The following is a 16,479-nucleotide window of genomic DNA, read 5'->3' as shown; positions in this document are numbered from 1 at the left end:
ATGGGCCCCGGAGCGGTACTTTTTTGTTGTGATCACAACGCCGTCCGCTCGCCGATGGCCGAGGGGATCTGCAAGAAATTGCTGGGCCGCAGCGTCTATGTGCAATCCGCCGGGGTGCGCCATGATCTCGAAATCGACGGGTTTGCGGTCGCCGTCTGCCGTGAAATGAATATCGAGCTGGAACGCCACCGCTCGCGCTCGCTCGAAGAAATGGAAGAGTGGGGCGACCAGATCGAGAGTTTCGATCTCATCATTGCCCTTTCGCCCGCCGCGATGCGCCATGCGCAGGAATATGCCCGCAACGCCCATATCGATGTGGAATACTGGCCCGTGATGGACCCAACCGGCCTTGGAGAGCGCCGTGAGGAGAAAATGGCGGCCTATCGGAACTGCCGCGACGACCTTTATGCGCGGATTCAGTCACGTTTCGGCCTCGCTGTTTAACATTCCCGCTTGTGCCCGCGCTTTGCCCTTGAATTTCGGGCGATTGAGGCGCATCTAAAGCGCATTGTAACAAAACCTCGGAGACCCCATGGCTAAGGAAGAGCTTCTTGAATTTCCCGGAGTCGTGACCGAGCTGCTGCCGAACGCGACCTTTCGGGTGGAGCTTGAGAACGGCCATGAAATCATCGCACATACCGCTGGCAAGATGCGCAAAAACCGCATCCGCGTGCTGGCAGGCGATAAGGTGCAGGTCGAGATGACCCCCTATGATCTGACCAAGGGCCGGATCAATTACCGCTTCAAATAAGGCGATCTCGCGGCTCATTCTGGCCTCGGCCAGCCCGCGTCGGCGCGATTTGCTGGCCGAGGCCGGGATCGTGCCCGCCGAGATCATTCCCGCTGATATCGACGAGACGCCCGCAACGGGCGAAGCGCCGCGCGCCTATGTGCGGCGTATGGCCGTGGAAAAGGCCGAAGCCGTGCCGGGCGATTTGGTGCTGGCGGCGGATACGGTCGTCTCGGTCGGAACGCGCATCTTGGGCAAGCCCGCCGATGCGGAAGAAGCCGAGCGATTCCTGCGTCTTCTGTCGGGTCGCCGTCACCGCGTGATGAGCGGTGTGGCGCTGAAGACCGCGGAGCGCCTGCATGTCCGCGTGGTCGAGACCGCCGTGAAATTCAAACGCCTCGATGAGGGCGATCTCGCGTGGTATCTCGGCACCGGCGAGTGGCAGGGCAAGGCGGGCGGCTACGCCATTCAGGGGCAAGGGGCGTGCCTTGTGCCCGCGATCATCGGCTCCTACACCAATGTCGTCGGCCTGCCGATGGTCGAGACGCTGAACCTATTGAAAGGAGCGGGCTATGTGGCGCGTTCTCATTGACGAACTTCCCGATGGCCGGGCCATTGTCGCCCGGATGCGCGGCACGGTGCTGGAGGATCTGCTGGTCGATTCCAAGGACGACACCCCGCAGATCGGCGCGATCTATCGCGGCAAGGTGGACCGTCTCGTCAAAGGCATGGGCGGCGCGATGCTGCGCCTTCCGGACGGGCAATCGGCCTTTCTGAAGGAAGCGAAAGGCATGGCGCAGGGCGATATGGTGACCGTGCAGATCACCACCCATGCAGAGCCCGGTAAGGCGCAAGCGGTTACGCCGCGCCCGCTTTTCAAATCGCGCTATGCCATCGTCACGCCTCATGCGCCCGGCATTAATATTGCCCGCAAAATCAAGGACGAAGCCGAGCGCGACCGTCTCTTGGAGCTGGGTCACGAAGGCATGGAAGGCAGTGATTTCGGCCTCATCCTGCGCTCCGCCTCCGATGGCGCGGACAGTGAGGCGCTGGCCGAAGACATCTTCGCCATGCGTGATCTCGCCGAGGCTGTGATGCAGGATCAGGCCAGCGAACCGTCGCTGCTGGTCGAAGCGCCCGATGCTGTGCTGACCGCCTGGCGCGACTGGACCGAGCCGTCCCCCGAGCGGGTGGAAGAGGGCGAAGGCACCTTCGAGACCGCTGATGTCTGGTCCGCCATCGCCGCGCTGGAAACCGCGCGCGCGCAGATTGGCACCGAAGCCTGGATGGAGATTCAGCCGACCCGCGCGCTCACCGCCGTCGATGTGAACACCGGCGGGGATTTCTCGCCCGCCGCGACCCTCAAGGCCAATCTCGCCGCCGCCCGCAACCTGCCGCGCCAATTGCGCCTGCGCGGGCTTGGCGGGGTGGTCACGGTGGATTTCGCGCCGCTCGCCAAACGGGACCGCTCGAAAATCGAGGGCGAACTCCGCGCCGCGCTCAAAGCCGACGGGATCGATACGGTCATCGCCGGCTGGACCCCCCTCGGCCTCTTGGAACTCCAGCGCAAACGCGAACGCCGCCCCCTCTCGGAGCTGCTCTGATGCGCTGCCCGATCTGCCGTAAAACCGTGCCGCAAGAGGCGGAAAAATACCGCCCCTTCTGCTCCAAACGCTGCGCCGATGTGGATCTCGGCCGCTGGCTGACGGGCAGCTACCGCGTGGAAACCGACGAGGCCCCGAGCGACGCGGTGATGCTGCCGCAGGACGAGGACTAAAAAAGAGCGAAAACGCTCTGGACAGTCCCGCCGCAGTGGCCTAGAAACCGCTCACCCGACGCCAAGCGTCACCCGTGCCCGGGTAGCTCAGGGGTAGAGCAGTGGATTGAAAATCCTCGTGTCGGTGGTTCGATTCCGCCCCCGGGCACCATTTAAATTATTGAAAATATTGGATAATTTTAGGTGCGGGGATCTCGCGTCGAAACGTTTCCTGTTTTTCCGTTTCTCTGCCTAGCTGGCGTTAAGATTCCGAACTTTATCATAAACGCGCATTTTGCGCCTAACGCTTCACCCGCGCGCCGCTTGCGTGCCCCTTCAAAATCTCGATGAGCAGCGCTGCGTCGCCTTCGAACTCGGCGGATTGGAGTTGCGTCAATCCGACCGCGCCGGAGAGAAATTGGGCGCCGGTGTCGATGGTGACGAGCTCGCCTATATCGACTTCGTGGGCGACGACGCCGCGGGAGATGAACCAGACGGCGTCGGATTGCAGCAGGAGGCTGCGGCCGAAGGCGAGGGAGACGGTCTCGAAAGCCGGTTGCAGTCCGGCGAGGCCTTGGGCGTGGAGGAATTGGCCAACGATGTTGCGGATGATCGCGCCTTTGGGGGGCAGCACGAGCGGCGCGTGCCGGAGGATTTCGCTGATCGGCGCGCCGAGCATGGGGTGGCCGGCGCGGGCGCAGAGGACCACATCGTCTTCGTAGAGATGGCTGAAGCTGAGGCCGTCCATACTCGCGCCATCGGGCAGGCGGCCGACCATGAAATCAATGGCGCGGGCGCGGAGGCGGTCGATCAGGAAGGCGTTCGGGCCGGTCATCACGCGCACCCGGCAGTCGGGGCGAAGCGCGTGGAAATCGAGAACGGCGCGGGGGAAAAAGCTGGTGGCGACCGTGGGTAGCACGCCGACGGCGATGCGGCCCGCGGGCGCGCCGCCTTGCAGCGCGGCGGCACCGGCGTTGAGGCTGTCGACGGCGCTGAGTGCGTGGCGGTGGAACATCTCGCCGGCGCGGCTCAGCGCAAGCCGCCGTCCTTGCCGGGTGAAGAGCGATTGATCCAGCAGGGTTTCGAGTTCCGAAATGGTTTTGGAGAGCGCGGGCTGCGAAATGCCCTGCCGCCGCGCCGCGCCGGTGACGGTCCCCTCGGCGGCGACGTCGAGGAAGGCGCGGATATGGCGGAGTTTGATGCCGGGATGCATAGTCATATGGTTATACGTTTCCCCCCATTTTATATTTCACGCAAGGTAAATATTATGGAATGATCATTCGCAGGGAGGATTCCATGAAAGCCATTTCACGCGATTGGGGGGCGATGCATTACCGCGAAGACGGGCCTGCAGATGCGCCGGTGATCCTCGCCATTAACTCTCTTGGGACCGATCTGCGGATGTGGGATTCGGTCGTGGACGCGCTCCCGGACTATCGTTTCCTTCGCTATGACAAGCGCGGCCATGGGGTCAGCGATGCGCCGGAGGGGGCCTATACCATGGCCGGGCTGACCGAAGATGCGGCGGCGCTGCTCGATCATCTCAATATTAAAAATGCTGTGATTCTCGGCTGTTCCATCGGGGGCATGATCGCGCAGAAACTGGCGGCGACGCGGCCGGAGTTGTGCCGCGCGCTGATCCTCTCGAACACGGCAGCCAAGATCGGCACGCCCGAGATGTGGGCTGAGCGGATTGATCAGGTCCACACGGACGGGCTGGCGGCGATGGCTCCCGGCATTATGGAACGCTGGTTTTCGCCGGACTTCGTTAACGGAAATCACCACCAGCTTTGGTCCAACATGCTCTCGCGCCAGTCCCCGGCAGGTTATGCGGGCTGCGGCCATGCGATTTCGGGCGCGGATTTGACCGAAAGCACCCAGAAGCTTGACCTGCCGGTTATGCTGATCGCGGGCGGCCATGATGGCTCGACCCCGCCGGATCTGGTGCAAAGCACGGCGGATCTCATTTCTGGTAGTCAATACAAGCTGATCGACGAGACGGGTCATATCCCGGCCATCGAGGCCCCGGAAAAAGTCGCCGCTTTCGTTACAACCTTCATCAAGGAGTTGCCCAATGTCTGAGCGTTTTGAGCAAGGGATGGCCACGCGCCGCGCGGTTCTGGGCGATGCGCATGTGGACCGGGCGGAAGCGGCCAAGACCGATTTTGACCAGCCGTTTCAGGAGTTTATCACGGAAGGGGCGTGGGGGTCCGTCTGGTCGCGGGACCAGCTGACCCACCGCGAGCGCTCCATCGTGACCATCGCGCTGCTCGCCGCCTTGGGCAATTTCGACGAGGTCGCCATGCATACGCGGGCGACGGCCAATACGGGCGCGACCCCGGAAGATCTGCGCGAGGCGATGCTGCATGTCGCGGTCTATGCCGGGGTGCCGCGCGCCAATCACGCGATCAAAATCATCAAGGACACCTTGGAGGAGATGGACACATGAGCGGAGGATTGATCGAACGTCCGCTGGGGCTCAACCCGCCAGCGTTTACGCCAGCCTATAAAACCAGCGTGCTTCGGTCGCCGCAAAAGGCGATGATCTCGTTCCCGAGCGGGCCGAGCGAAGAGACCGGGCCGACCTTTGGCCACGACATTATTGGCGAGCATGACAACGATCTCATCATCAACTGGGCCCAATCCGGCGAGTCCGCGATTGGCGAGCGGATTTTGGTTCATGGCCGGCTCCTCGATGAGAACGGTAAGGGCATTCCCGGCGCGCTGATCGAGATCTGGCAGGCCAATGCGGGCGGGCGTTACCGCCACAAAAAAGACGGCTATCTCGCCGCGCTCGACCCGAATTTCGGCGGCTGCGGGCGGACGATCACGGGCGAGGATGGCTCTTACGTCTTCCGCACGATCAAGCCCGGCGCCTATCCGTGGCCGAACGGGACGAATGACTGGCGCCCGGCACATATCCACTTCTCGGTCTTCGGCCACGCTTTCGGTCAGCGCCTGATCACGCAGCTTTATTTCGAGGGCGATCCGCTGATCCCGCTTTGCCCGATTGCCAATACGATCCCGGATAAGGAGGCGCTTGGCCGTCTCGTCGCGGCGCTCGATATGGGCCAGACCAAGCCGATGGATTCGATTGCTTACAAATTTGACATTGTCTTGCGGGGCCGCCGCGCGACATTCTTCGAAAACCACCGGGAGGGTCTCTAAATGGTTCAGAAACTTGACACTCTGCCGGTGACGCCGTCGCAAACGGCGGGGCCTTACGTGCATATCGGCACCGCGCCGGACTATGCCGGTCTCGATCCCGTGCCTTACGAGTCGGTCGGCAAAACGACCTTTGAGGCGGGGGCGAAGGGCGAGGAAATCGTGCTGACCTTCCGCGTGATCGACGGGGCCGGAATGGAGCTGAAAGACGTGCTGGTCGAGATCTGGCAGGCCGATGCTGAAGGACGCTATCCGGGGCAGGAGGGGGCGGACCCGAAAGTGACCGGTTTTGCCCGCCGCTCGGCGGATTTCGACAGCGGGATTTTCCGGCTGGAAACCATCAAACCCGGCGCGATTGACCGCGGCGATGGCAGCACCGAGCCGCCGCATCTCAATCTCTGGATCGTCGCGCGCGGTGTGAATACGGGGCTGTCGACGCGGGTCTATTTCCCCGAGGATGATCTGTCCGCCGACCCGCTTCTCGCGCGGATCGAGCATAAGACCCGGATCGCGACGCTGGTGGCCGAAAAATCCGACGAGGGCTACCATCACGATATCTATCTTCAGGGTCCGAAAGAGACCGTGTTTTTCGACATTTAAGGACGCATCATGAGCGAATTTGACCCCTGTATCATCTGTGTGGCCATCACCGGCTCGGTCGGGCGCAAGGCGAACAATCCGGCGATTCCGATCACGATTTCGGAGCAGGTGGAGAGCATTCAGGAAAGCTTCGAGGCGGGCGCGACCATCGCCCATTGCCATGTGCGCAATGACGATCAGAGCCCAAGTTCCGATCCCGAGAAATTCGCGCGGCTGGTCGAGGGGATCAAGGAACATTGCCCCGGCATGATCATCCAGCTCTCAACCGGCGGGCGCTCCGGTGCGGGCGAGGCGCGCGGCGGGATGCTGCCGCTTTCGCCCGACATGGCGTCGCTCTCCGTCGGGTCCAACAATTTCCCGACGCGGGTTTACGAAAATCCGCCGGATCTGGTGGATTGGCTCGCCAGCGAGATGAAGCAATACAACGTCCGTCCCGAGATCGAAGCCTTTGATCTGTCGCATCTTTTCCAGGCGGCGAAGATGGTGGCGGACGGGCGGCTTCCGGCGAATGTCCATGTGCAGTTCGTCATGGGCGTGAAAAACGCGATGCCGGTGGACCGCGAGGTGTTCGATTTCTACCGCCAGACTCGCGAGCGGATTTTGCCCGAAACCACATGGTGCGCCGCCGGGATCGGCCCGCATCAGGCTACGCTGAACGAATGGTGCATTGAGACTGGCGGGCATTGCCGCACCGGCCTTGAGGACAATGTGCGGATCGACAAGGACACGCTCGCGCCGTCCAACGCCGCGCTGGTCAAACGCACCGTCGAGCTTTGCGAAAAAGCGGGCCGGGAAGTGGCCGACTGGAAAACCGCCCGCCGCCTTCTGGCACTGGAGGGCGTGTGAGTATTTCGCTGGCCGATAGCGCGCTTTGGGCGGATCTCTTCAGCGATGGCGAGATCCGCGGGCTTCTTGATGATGCGGCGCTGGTCGGCGCGATGATCGAGGTCGAAGCGGCATTGGCCGAGGCGGAAGGCGCCTGCGGCGTGATCCCGGCGGAGGCGGGCGCGGCGCTGGCGCAGGAATTGCGCGGGCTTGAGGTGTCGCCCGCGGCGCTGAGCGAAGGCGCGGCGCGGGACGGGGTGCCGATCCCGGCGCTGCTTGCGGAATTGCGCAAAAACCTCTCGCCCGAGGCATCGGCCTATTTGCATTGGGGCGCGACCTCGCAGGATATTGTGGACACGGCGACGGTCATTCAGCTTGGCAAAGTGCTGGACTTGCTGGACGCGCGGCTTTCCAAGGCTATGAAAAGGCTGGCAGAGATCGCCGAAGAGGGCGCGGAGATCCCGATGGCGGCCCGCACCCGCAGCCAGATCGCCACGCCCACCACCTTCGGCGCATGGGTCGCCGTCTGGGGGCAAGCGCTCTACGCGGCGCGCGGACGGCTCAAAGCGCTGCGCCCGCAGCTTCTGCGCGTCTCGCTCCACGGCGCGGCGGGCACGGATGCGGCGATTGGCGAGAAGGCTGGCGAGGTCCGCGCGAAGATGGCGGACACGCTTGGCCTCAAAACCGCCGAGATCCCGTGGCATGCCGATCGCGGCACCATGGCCGAATGCGGCGCGGCGCTGACCTTGCTCGCGGGGAGTATCGGGAAGATCGGGACCGACGCGATCCTGCTCGCGCAAAGCGGTGTGAATGAAGTCAGTTTCGCAGGCGGTGGCTCGTCCACCATGCCGCATAAATCCAACCCCGTTCTGGCCGAAGCGCTCATCACGCTCGCCCGCAGCACGGCGCGGCTTCAGGGCGGCATGTTCGATGCCATGCTCCATGGCGGCCAGCGCGACGGCGCGGCCTGGGCCGAGGAATGGGCGGTGCTGCGGCAGATCGCAGTGGCCTCCGGCGCGGCGCTCGCCCGGCTTGGCGATCTGCTCGCCGTGTTGACGCCGAAGCCCGAGACGATGCTGGCCAATCTCGCCGCCGCCGGGGACGGCCCTTACGCCGAAGCCGCGACGTTCCAACTGGCGCAAACTATGCCGCGCACCGACGCGCAGGCGGCGGTGAAGGCGGCGCTCAAATCCGATCAGGGTCTCGCCAGTCTCGACATTGGCGATCTGACGAACAATCCGCTGCGCGTCACGGGCGCGGCGGCCACAATGGCGCGGAGGTTCGCGGCCGAATTCAGGGAGGACTAAATGAAGATAGATATGTTGATCGGGGGGGAGGCCCGGTCTGGCGAGGGGTTCGAGCGGGTCGATCCGGTGACGGGCGAGGTCGCGACCACAGCGCCGAAAGCCACAGTGAAAGACGTTGAGGACGCGGTTCAGGCCGCGCATACGGCGTTTGCGGAGTGGTCCCAAATGGGTCCCGGTCCGCGCCGCGCGCTGCTCCTGAAAGCCGCCGAGGTGATGGAAAGCAAGGCGGGTGATTTCACCCAGCTGATGATCGCCGAGACCGGCGCAACCGGCCCTTGGGCGGGGTTCAACGTCATGCTCGCGGCCAATATGCTGCGCGAAGCGGCGGGCGCGACGACGCAGGTGTCGGGCGAGATCATCCCCAGCGACAAGCCCGGCAGCATGGCGATGGCGACGCGCCGCCCGCATGGCGTGTGCCTTGGGATCGCGCCGTGGAATGCGCCGGTGATCCTTGGCACCCGCGCCCTCGCGATGGCGTTGGCGACCGGGAACACGGTGATCCTCAAAGCGTCCGAAATGTGCCCGGCGACGCACCGGCTCATCGGCACGGTGTTTGAAGAGGCGGGCTTCCCGCCCGGCGTCGTCAATGTGCTGACCAATGCGCCAGAGGATGCCGCTGAGATCGTCGCGGCCCTCATCGCCGCGCCCGAGGTCAAACATGTGAATTTCACCGGCTCCACGAAGGTCGGCAAGATCATCGCGCAAAAGGCGGCGGAAGGGCTGAAACCCGCGCTCTTGGAGCTTGGCGGCAAAGCGCCTTTCGTGGTGCTGGACGACGCCGATCTCGACGGTGCAGTGAATGCCGCGATTTTCGGGGCCTTCATGAACCAAGGGCAAATCTGCATGTCCACGGAGCGGATCATCGTCCACGAAGCGGTTGCCGATGCCTTTGTCGAGAAACTCGCGAAACGCGCCAATGAGCTACCCGCAGGCGATCCGCGCGGCCATGTCGTGCTGGGCGCGCTGGTCACCAAAGACGCCGCCGAGAAGATGGACGATCTCATTGCCGACGCGACCGCCAAGGACGCAAAGCAAGTGGCGGGCGGCGCGCGGGACGGCGCGATTGTTCCGGCGACCCTGCTCGACAATGTCACGCCCGAGATGCGGATTTACCGCGAGGAAAGCTTCGGCCCTGTCAAACCCATCATCCGGGTGGCGAGCGAAGAGGAGGCGATCCGGGTCGCCAACGATACCGAATATGGCCTTTCGGGCGCGGTGTTCAGCCAGGATATCCGCCGCGCCATGGCCGTCGCGCAGCAGATCGAGACCGGCATTTGCCACATCAACGGCCCGACCGTGGCCGACGAGCCGCAAATGCCCTTCGGCGGCGTGAAAAGCTCCGGCTATGGCCGCTTCGGCGGGCGGGCCGGGATCGACGAGTTTACCATTACACGCTGGATTACCATTGAAGATCCGGCGCAACATTACCCGTTCTGAAGCGGGCTTTCTGGGAGGAAAACATGAAATATATCAAAACACTTACCGCCATCGCGGCTCTGGCTGCATCGGGCGCTTCGGCGCAGGAATTCCAGTTCAAATTCCACCACTTCCTGAGCGCGCAGGCGCCGGCGCATACGGACATGATCGTGCCTTGGGCCGAGCGGGTCGAGGAGCTGTCGGGCGGCAAGGTCGCCATCGAAGTGTTCCCGAACATGACACTTGGCGGGCGTCCGCCGGAGCTGGTCCAGCAGGCGCGGGACGGAGTGGTCGATCTCGTCTGGGCGCTCAATGGCTACACGGCGGGGCAGTTCCCGCGCAGCGAGGTGTTCGAGCTGCCCGGCGTCTTCGTGAACGATCCGGCGGCGACCAATCTGGCCATGAAGGATCTCTTCGAGAGCGATCTGGCGGAGGATTATCGCGGGCTTGAGGTGATGTTCCTGCACGCCCATGCGGGTCAGGCGATCCATATGCGCGATCAGGAAGTCCGCAGCCCCGAGGATCTGGCGGGCGCGAAAATGCGCATCCCGACCCGCTCTGGCGGGTGGGTGATCGAAGCGCTCGGCGCGACGCCGATCTCGATGCCGGTGCCGGATCTGCCGCAATCGCTGCAAAAAGGCGTGGTTGATGGGGCGTTTATCCCGTGGGAGATCATCGCGCCACTCAAGATCTTCGAGCAGACCGATTACCAGATCGAGGGCGTGAACAAGGAGCGTTTCGGTACCTCGATCTTCCAGGTTTCCATGAACAAGGCGAAATGGGACAGCCTGCCTGACGATGTGAAACAGGCCTTCCGCGATGCGTCCGACGAGGACTGGCTGGCCGAGGTCGGGCAGATCTGGCGCGATGTGGATGAGCGCGGCATTGCGCTCGCGGTTGAGAATGGCAACACCCATGTGACGCTCACCGAAGAGGAAACCGCCGCGTTCCGCGATGCGATTGCCCCGGTGCGGGATCGCTGGGTGGAAGAGGTCTCCGGCGCGGGCTTTGACGGCGCGGCGCTGGTCGAAAAGGCGATTGCGGCGACCGAAGCCCATGCGGGCGCAGGCGATGCAGCGGCTGAGGAGGCTCCTGCCGATGACGCCGCTGCGACAGAGACCCCGGCTGAAGAGGCCCCCGCTGAGGAAGCCGAGGCCGCCCAATGACAAACGAGATCACCCGGCGCAGGCCCTTTGGCCTGCTTCGGCAGCTTATCACCGGCTGGGCGCTTCTGGGCGGCGCGATCCTGATCGGGATCGTGCTGGTCAATGTCTGGGCGGTCATTGCGCCGCTGATCGGCATGAGTTTCGCCGGGGACTTCGAACTCACCGAAGTCTTCATCGCCATCGCCGCCTTCATGTTCCTGCCCTACACGCAGCTCATGGACGAGAACGTCACGGCGGATATTTTCACCTCCAAGGCCGGGCCGGGCACGCTCCGGTTTCTCACCGCCATTGCCGGGGTCGTCGCGCTCATTTTCGCGGGGCTGCTGATCTGGCGCATGACCTTTGGGATGCTCGACCAGAAAGCCTATAACGCGACAACCGCGATCCTCCAGCTCCCGATCTGGCTCGCCTATATCCCGATCCTGATCTCCATCGCGCTTCTCGGCCTCGCCGCGCTGCTCACCATTTACGACAACACGCGCGGAGACAGCCATGTTGAGTGACCCGATTACCCTTGGCCTTCTCGGGCTCGGCCTCCTCATCGCGCTGATCGTGATCCGGATGCCGATTGCCTATGCGATGATCATCGTCGGGGCAGGGGGCACGGTGCTGATCAACGGCCCCTCCGTCTTCCTCTCGCAGCTCAAGACGCTCGCTTACGGCCAGTTCTCCATCTACGACCTCTCCGTCGTGCCGATGTTCATCCTGATGGGGGCGCTCGCGACAAAAACGGGGCTGTCCAAAGACCTCTTCCGCGCCGCCAATGCCTGGCTTGGCTGGATGCGCGGCGGCACGGCCATGGCGGCGATTGCGGGCTGCGCGGGCTTCGGCGCGGTCTGCGGCTCGTCGCTCGCCACCGCCTCTACCATGGGCAAAGTCGCCCTGCCGGAGCTCAAACGCTACAACTATTCCGGCGCGCTCTCGACCGGCTCGGTCGCGGCGGGCGGGGTGCTGGGCATCCTCATTCCGCCCTCGGTGGTGCTCATCATCTACGCGGTGATCGTCGAGGCCAATATCGTCACCATGTTCATGGCGGCCTTCATTCCCGGCATCCTCGCGGTGATCCTCTTCCTGCTGGCCATCGCGGTCTATGTCTGGATCTTCCCCGAATCCGGCCCCGCCCATGGGGCCAGCTCGCGCGAAGAATTCTGGGAAGCAACCCGCGGCGTGATCCCGGTCCTCGCGGTCTTCGGCATCGTGATCGGCGGCATCTATGCGGGCTTTTACAACCCGACACCCGCCGCCGCGATTGGCGTGTTCCTCGTTGCCATCTTCGGCTTTGTGCGCGGCAAACTCGGGCGCAGCGATATTCGCGAAAGCTTTCTGGAGACCGCCGGCACCACGGGCATGATCTACCTGATCCTGCTTGGCGCGGAACTGCTCAAGATTTTCATGTCCCGCGCGGGCGTGCCGCAAGCCGCCGCCGAATGGGTCGCGACCAGTGGTCTGTCGCCCATGGGTGTGATGATCCTGCTGCTCTTCGCGCTGATCCTGCTCGGCTGCCTGATGGACTCGCTCTCGATGATCCTGCTCGTCATCCCCTTCTTCTGGCCGGTGCTGCTCGAAGTGAATGGCGGGATTTACCAGGGCGCGGAAGGGTCTGGCTACGGCATGTCCACCGAGGATCTGAAAATCTGGTTTGGGATCCTGGCGCTCATAGTTGTGGAGTTAGGGTTGATCACGCCCCCCGTGGGCATGAACGTCTTCGTCATCTCCGCCCTCGATCCCGACACGCCGATGCTGGAGACCTTCAAAGGCGTTCTGCCCTTCTTCATCGCCGAGATGTTCCGGGTGGCGCTGCTGCTCATGTTCCCGGTGATCGTGCTGATCCTGCCACGGATATTGGGGGGCTAGATGTCGACAACCACAGCCGGAGCCGCGATTTTCACGCGGCTCGGCGCACTTGGGGTGCGCTATGTCTTTGCCAATTCGGGGACGGATTTCCCGCCGATTATCGAAGGGCTGGCCGAAGCCGAAGCCTCCGGCGTGCCGCTCCCCGAAGCGATTGTCATGCCGCATGAACACGCCGCCATGGGCATGGCGCATGGGTTCTACCTCATGTCGGGCGCGGCGCAGGCGGTGATGCTGCACACCAATGTGGGGCTGGCAAACGGCTCCATCGGCGCGATCAACGCGGCCTGCGAGCATGTGCCGATGATCGTCATGTCGGGCCGCACCCCCGTCACCGAGGCGGACCGGTTCGGTGCGCGCACCGTTCCCATCGGTTGGGGGCAGGAAATGCGCGATCAGACCGCCCTCATCCGCGAGGCGGTGAAATGGGATTATGAGCTGAAATTCCCCGAGCAAACGGGCGTGCTGATCGACCGGGGGCTGGCGATTGCGGACTCCACACCCAAGGGCCCCGTCTATCTCTCGCTCCCCCGCGAAGTCCTGTGCGAGGACTGCCCGGCAGCGCCGCTGACCGAGCCCGCCACGATGGCCCCGACCCGGATCGCACCCGACCCGGCGTCGCTCGCCGCGGCCGCGCGTTTGCTGGCCGAGGCCGACCATCCGCTTGTCATCGCACAGCGCGGTGCCGGGGATGCCGCGAGTTTCGCGGCTTTCTCTGACTGGGCGCACCGCTGGGGAATCGCGGTCTGTTCATGGTGGGCGACCCATCTCGCGATCCCGACCGACCATCCCTGCCATATCGGGCCGGACCCAGGCCCGGCGATGGCCAAGGCCGACGTGGTGCTGGTCCTCGATTGCCTCGCCCCATGGTGGCCCGATCAGCACAAGCTGAAAGACGGCGCCAAGGTCATCCAGATGGGACCGGACCCGCTCTTTTCCCGCTATCCCGTGCGCAATTTCCACTGCGATCTCGCCATTGCGGGCGAGAGCGCGGACACGCTCCCGGCGCTCATCGCCGCGATGGACGCGATCGGGGCGGGGGAGGCCCACACCGCCCGCGCCAAGGCGCTCGCCCAGATCTCCGCGACATGGCGCGAAGCCACAAAAAGCCACGCCGAAAGCGGCAAGCTGACCAAGGAACTGGTCAGCCTCCGCCTCGGTGAAGCGCTGGACACCATCCCCTCCAGCGTCTTTTCGGAACTTGGCGTCCCGCTCGCGCCGCTCCTTCGCCGCGAGCCGAAAAGCTGGTTTCAGGAACCCCATGCGGGCGGGCTCGGCTGGTGTTTCCCGGCGGCGCTCGGCGCGCAACTCGCGGAACCGGACCGGCTCATCGTCGCGAGCATGGGGGATGGCTCCTACATCTTCTCGAACCCGACCGCCTGTCACCAGATCGCCGAGGCGCTGAACCTGCCGCTCCTGATCCTCATTCTCAACAATGGCGAATGGGGCGCGGTGCGCCGCTCGGTGACGGATCTTTACCCGGATGGCCACGCCGCGAAGGCGAACCGGATGCCGCTCACCAGCCTTGAGCCGGTGCCGGACTTCACCCAGACCGCTGCCGCCAGCCGGTGCTGGGCCGAAGCGGTGGACGCGGCGGATGCGCTGCCGGATGCGCTCGCCCGCGCCCTCAAAATCTGCCGCGAGGACCGCAAACCCGCGCTGCTCGACATCAGGCTTGGCTGAGATGGGCGCGGTTCTCTCGGTCTCCGGTGCCGTTTTCGTGCTGATCGGCCTCGGCTTTTTCTCCGTCAAACGCGGGCTCTTCAAGGGCGAGGACATGCCCATTCTTGGCCGCTACGTCCTCAACTTCGCCCTTCCCGCGCTGATCTTCAGCACGTTGACCAGCCGCGATCTCAGCGAAGTGCTGAATCTTGGTTACCTTCTCGCCTACGGCGCGGCGAGCGTCGCGGCCTTCGCCATCGCCTATCTCGGCTCGCGCCGCGCCGGGATGACCGATCTCGCGGCGAGTTTCCAGGGCATGGGCATCTCCTGCGCCAATAGTGGCTTTATCGGCTATGCCATTGTCATCATGGTGTTTCCCGATGTGGCGGCACCGGCGCTGGCGCTCCATTTCATCATCGACAATCTCGTCGTGATCCCGCTGACGCTCTTCATGGCCGAACGCGCGTCCGACAGCGCGCGCGGGCTCAAAGTGCTGGGCCGGATCTTCGCCCGCGTGCTGATGATCCCCATTGTGATGACGCTGATCGTCTCGCTGATCCTCGCGCTCATCTCCATCACACCGCCCGCAATCATCGCCCGGCCTGCGGAATTTCTCGGCAATAGCTCCGTCGCCGTCTCGCTCTTCTTCATCGGCGGCACACTGGCGACGCTTCCGATCAGCTCTTTCTCGTCCAAGGTGCTGCCCGTCGTCTTCGGCAAATTGATGCTGCACCCGCTGCTGGCGGCGCTGGCGATCCTTTTGGTCGGGCTGATCGGCCTGCCGGTTGGCGACGGGGACATGGTCCGCGCGATGATCCTCTATGCCGGGATGCCGACCGTGACCATCTATCCCATTCTCGCGCAGCGCTACGGGGAGGCGGGCCGCGCCTCGGTCACGCTGTTCGCTATGACGATCCTGTCCTTCGTCACCCTCACCGCGCTTCTCTGGCTGCTCGTGCCGGGAGGCGGGTGATGTCTGCGCTGACGCTCCGGCAGATCGAGGTGATCCGCGCTGTGATGATCGCGGGATCCATCGCAGGCGCGGCGCGGCATCTCAACACCACCGGGCCGGGGATCAGCCGGATGATCAAACATGCGGAGGAATCGCTCGGCCTGCGGCTCTTTGAACGCAAATCCGGCGCCTTCCTGCCCGCCCCTGAAGCGCGGCGGGTGTTCGACCAGATCAACGAAGTCTTCGGCAAGATGGACGGGCTGGAGGCCGCGCTGAGTGACCTCAAATCCGGCAAATCGGGGCTGCTCGCCTTCGGCTCCGTGCCGTCCGTCGCGCAGTTCATGGTGGCGCGGTCCTGCGTCAATCTGCGCAAGCGCTTCCCCGAACTCAGGATCGACCTCAATATTCTGAAGCTCGAAGAGGCGGTGGATTATCTGCTGCTCGACCGGGGCGAGCTGGTCGCGATGAGTTACGATTACGAACACGCCTCGCTTGTCTCCACCGAGATCGGGCGGGGTAAGCTGATCGCCGTCGTGCCGGATGAGCATCCGCTGGCATCGCGCAAGAGCCTTTCGATCACCGAACTTGCCCGCGAGCCGCTCATTGGCGTGCCGCCCGAAGACCCTTACGGCGCGGTGATGGCCAAACCGTTTCGGGATGCCGGGCTGGACTATGTCCTCTCCATCCGCGCGCGCTTTGCACAAACTGTGGTCAGCCTCGTGCGCCACGGCCTCGGCGTTGCGGTGATCGACGAGTTCTCCGTGGCGGGGGTCTATATGCCGGGGTTGACGCGCATCCCGTTGGAAGAACATGCTGAAATTACAATTTACACGCTGACGCGGAAGAACCAGCCGCTGTCCTCCTACGCCGAAACGGCGCAGGATATGCTGCAAAAGGAGCTCAAGAAGGCGGTCGCAAGCCGCCCTTGGGAGGGATCAGGGCATTAACATCATGTTACTGATCCTTCGATTTGATTCATAACGGTATTGGTTAACATACCGTATGATGACGGAGATGGGGGCGAAGAATCCCCATAAACCATAAGGGAG

19 protein-coding genes and 1 tRNA gene are annotated in these 16,479 nt (G+C 63.8%); 19 read left to right on the top strand and 1 reads right to left on the bottom strand.

Translation table 11 applies throughout. From position 1 onward, the window contains the following. The 6 genes from ACMA5I_RS05780 to ACMA5I_RS05755 all read left to right on the top strand — a co-directional run bounded on the left by ACMA5I_RS05780 (window position 1) and on the right by ACMA5I_RS05755 (window position 2,658). A complete protein-coding gene (locus ACMA5I_RS05780) occupies window positions 1-444 on the top strand; it encodes an arsenate-mycothiol transferase ArsC (protein ID WP_525885292.1) in 444 nt (147 codons plus the stop codon). An 88-nt stretch (window positions 445-532) separates the two neighbouring features. Further along, complete coding sequence (gene infA / locus ACMA5I_RS05775; protein ID WP_107495332.1) at window positions 533-751, top strand: translation initiation factor IF-1; 219 nt, start codon at window positions 533-535, stop codon at window positions 749-751. Between the two features lie 4 nt (window positions 752-755). Further along, window positions 756-1,322, top strand: a complete 567-nt coding sequence (locus tag ACMA5I_RS05770; protein WP_525885657.1) for a Maf family protein — start codon at window positions 756-758, stop codon at window positions 1,320-1,322. Continuing rightward, window positions 1,303-2,334, top strand: a complete 1,032-nt coding sequence (locus tag ACMA5I_RS05765; protein ID WP_525885291.1) for a ribonuclease E/G — start codon at window positions 1,303-1,305, stop codon at window positions 2,332-2,334. Before ACMA5I_RS05770 ends, ACMA5I_RS05765 begins: the two co-directional genes overlap by 20 nt. Next, window positions 2,334-2,507 (top strand): DNA gyrase inhibitor YacG, encoded by a 174-nt coding sequence (locus tag ACMA5I_RS05760; protein WP_525885290.1) that lies wholly within the window; start codon window positions 2,334-2,336, stop codon window positions 2,505-2,507. Before ACMA5I_RS05765 ends, ACMA5I_RS05760 begins: the two co-directional genes overlap by 1 nt. Window positions 2,508-2,583: 76 nt before the next feature. Further along, window positions 2,584-2,658 (top strand) — tRNA-Phe (locus ACMA5I_RS05755). Window positions 2,659-2,787: 129 nt separating this feature from the next. On the opposite strand, the gene ACMA5I_RS05750 is transcribed toward ACMA5I_RS05755, so the two are convergent. Further along, window positions 2,788-3,705 carry a LysR substrate-binding domain-containing protein gene (locus ACMA5I_RS05750; RefSeq protein WP_525885289.1) on the bottom strand — a complete coding sequence of 306 codons (918 nt, stop codon included), beginning with the start codon at window positions 3,703-3,705 and terminating at the stop codon, window positions 2,788-2,790. 77 nt (window positions 3,706-3,782) lie between these two features. Between ACMA5I_RS05750 and pcaD the strand changes: the two genes are divergently transcribed. Genes pcaD through ACMA5I_RS05685 form a run of 13 tightly spaced genes read left to right on the top strand, consistent with a single transcriptional unit; the run spans window position 3,783 to window position 16,377 of the window. Next, the gene (pcaD, locus tag ACMA5I_RS05745) at window positions 3,783-4,568 is read left to right on the top strand and encodes a 3-oxoadipate enol-lactonase (RefSeq protein ID WP_525885288.1); all 786 of its coding nucleotides are present in this window, start codon (window positions 3,783-3,785) and stop codon (window positions 4,566-4,568) included. Beyond that, a complete protein-coding gene (gene pcaC, locus ACMA5I_RS05740) occupies window positions 4,561-4,935 on the top strand; it encodes a 4-carboxymuconolactone decarboxylase (RefSeq protein WP_525885287.1) in 375 nt (124 codons plus the stop codon). The genes pcaD and pcaC overlap by 8 nt, the downstream gene beginning before the upstream one ends. Then, window positions 4,932-5,654 (top strand): protocatechuate 3,4-dioxygenase subunit beta, encoded by a 723-nt coding sequence (gene pcaH, locus ACMA5I_RS05735; protein WP_525885286.1) that lies wholly within the window; start codon window positions 4,932-4,934, stop codon window positions 5,652-5,654. The genes pcaC and pcaH overlap by 4 nt, the downstream gene beginning before the upstream one ends. Further along, on the top strand, window positions 5,655-6,251 hold the full coding sequence (pcaG, locus tag ACMA5I_RS05730) for a protocatechuate 3,4-dioxygenase subunit alpha (protein ID WP_525885285.1): 597 nt from the start codon (window positions 5,655-5,657) through the stop codon (window positions 6,249-6,251). 9 nt (window positions 6,252-6,260) lie between these two features. Beyond that, the gene (locus tag ACMA5I_RS05725; protein ID WP_525885284.1) at window positions 6,261-7,097 is read left to right on the top strand and encodes a 3-oxoadipate:acetyl-CoA acetyltransferase; all 837 of its coding nucleotides are present in this window, start codon (window positions 6,261-6,263) and stop codon (window positions 7,095-7,097) included. After that, window positions 7,094-8,383: a lyase family protein gene (locus ACMA5I_RS05720; RefSeq protein ID WP_525885283.1), complete on the top strand. Its 1,290-nt coding sequence runs from the start codon at window positions 7,094-7,096 to the stop codon at window positions 8,381-8,383. The genes ACMA5I_RS05725 and ACMA5I_RS05720 overlap by 4 nt, the downstream gene beginning before the upstream one ends. Beyond that, window positions 8,384-9,820 (top strand): aldehyde dehydrogenase, encoded by a 1,437-nt coding sequence (locus ACMA5I_RS05715; protein WP_525885282.1) that lies wholly within the window; start codon window positions 8,384-8,386, stop codon window positions 9,818-9,820. A gap of 23 nt (window positions 9,821-9,843) precedes the next feature. Further along, window positions 9,844-10,965, top strand: a complete 1,122-nt coding sequence (locus ACMA5I_RS05710) for a TRAP transporter substrate-binding protein (RefSeq protein ID WP_525885281.1) — start codon at window positions 9,844-9,846, stop codon at window positions 10,963-10,965. Beyond that, a complete protein-coding gene (locus ACMA5I_RS05705) occupies window positions 10,962-11,468 on the top strand; it encodes a TRAP transporter small permease (protein ID WP_525885280.1) in 507 nt (168 codons plus the stop codon). Before ACMA5I_RS05710 ends, ACMA5I_RS05705 begins: the two co-directional genes overlap by 4 nt. Further along, the gene (locus ACMA5I_RS05700; protein ID WP_525885279.1) at window positions 11,458-12,819 is read left to right on the top strand and encodes a TRAP transporter large permease; all 1,362 of its coding nucleotides are present in this window, start codon (window positions 11,458-11,460) and stop codon (window positions 12,817-12,819) included. The genes ACMA5I_RS05705 and ACMA5I_RS05700 overlap by 11 nt, the downstream gene beginning before the upstream one ends. Beyond that, window positions 12,820-14,499, top strand: a complete 1,680-nt coding sequence (locus ACMA5I_RS05695; RefSeq protein ID WP_525885278.1) for a thiamine pyrophosphate-requiring protein — start codon at window positions 12,820-12,822, stop codon at window positions 14,497-14,499. A gap of 1 nt (window position 14,500) precedes the next feature. After that, window positions 14,501-15,451, top strand: a complete 951-nt coding sequence (locus ACMA5I_RS05690; protein ID WP_525885656.1) for an AEC family transporter — start codon at window positions 14,501-14,503, stop codon at window positions 15,449-15,451. Then, window positions 15,451-16,377, top strand: a complete 927-nt coding sequence (locus ACMA5I_RS05685) for a LysR substrate-binding domain-containing protein (protein WP_525885277.1) — start codon at window positions 15,451-15,453, stop codon at window positions 16,375-16,377. Before ACMA5I_RS05690 ends, ACMA5I_RS05685 begins: the two co-directional genes overlap by 1 nt. Window positions 16,378-16,479 lie beyond the last annotated feature (102 nt).

Origin of the sequence: Jujubicoccus corallicola, from assembly GCF_047345645.1 — a bacterium.
Classification (GTDB): domain Bacteria; phylum Pseudomonadota; class Alphaproteobacteria; order Rhodobacterales; family Rhodobacteraceae; genus JBLEFH01.
This window is presented reverse-complemented; position numbering and strand designations above follow the sequence as displayed.